Below are 1036 nucleotides of genomic sequence, written 5' to 3'. Positions count from 1 at the left end.
TCCCTACCGCGCCCGCGCTGCCGATGAAGCTAGCACTGATCTTCCCCCGACACAGCGCGCTGTCCCTACCACGTGCCGCAGATCTCGGTGGCCAGCCTTCGCCCTTGGATTGGCAAGGCTAACCGGGCTCTCTCCCAAGAGGCTCAAATTCCCAAGGGGGGCCAACAAAGCAATATCGTCGAAAGGTACCGGAGGACACCTACCAGCACCAGTGGGTTGCCGCGCCCCCGCGAGCATGCCATATCAAAGCGCTCGGCCTGCAACTCTCGAGCTGGCTCCGAGTAACTGCCGAGCCTTGGACGGAAGTGGTAGCGGCAATCCAAGCATTCACGGACTGCGTCCGTAGGCCAAGCCATACACCGGCAGAAGACACGTACGGCCACAGCGAACTGAAGAACAGCGGCCGATTGGCGATCCCGAGTTGAAGTTATCTGCTCAAAAATGAACGCGGTGGCGGATTGCCCTCTTTCGACCTTATCCGAATTCGAGGCGCTCAGACGCGAGATGGGGACAGATTTTCCCGCAACGCCATCCGCTTTACTCAACCGTGTAGCGGACGCCTTTTACGCCGTGGTTCGGCGGATGCCGGACCCTTAATCAGGACGGAGCGGATGATGCCTAGCACATGCTCGCTGCACACGATCGGCGAAGCTATACGCGACCTCGAAGAAAAAGTCGCTCACGTTGCAGAAATCAGCCGTGAGGAGCTTGCGAGCGGCGTTCTGCGCATTACGAAGCGCCTTCGAGATGACTCGAAGCCGCGCTCAAGGTAATCGATGGCCTAAGATCACACCGGTCCCGGGGCGGCAGGCCGCTTACGGTGATTGGGAGTTAGCGCTGTCTCCGCCACTGGCGAGGAAGCACGGGGTCAAGCTGCGGCAGTCCTATCTGCGCATTGCCAAAACCGCGACAATGATGGCGGGACGCTACGGCCATGCCAAGCAATTGAAGCGGCATCAGCGGCAGCTGCCCCTCCCGCTCAGCCGGGCCTCGCAGATCCGCTCGCAGCAGCAGCGCCAGCGCGGCTTCAAGCTTT

At 60.8% G+C, this 1036-nt stretch carries 1 pseudogene; it reads left to right on the top strand.

Going from position 1 to position 1036, the window contains the following annotated elements:
* Positions 1 to 849 precede the first annotated feature (849 nt).
* Positions 850 to 1036, top strand: a pseudogene (locus GA0061099_RS39695) (IS5/IS1182 family transposase); the annotation flags it as partial.

Origin of the sequence: Bradyrhizobium yuanmingense, assembly GCF_900094575.1 — a bacterium.
Taxonomy (GTDB): Bacteria; Pseudomonadota; Alphaproteobacteria; order Rhizobiales; family Xanthobacteraceae; genus Bradyrhizobium; species Bradyrhizobium yuanmingense.
The sequence above is the reverse complement of the archived record's forward strand: the minus strand, read 5'-3'. Positions and strand labels throughout refer to the sequence as shown.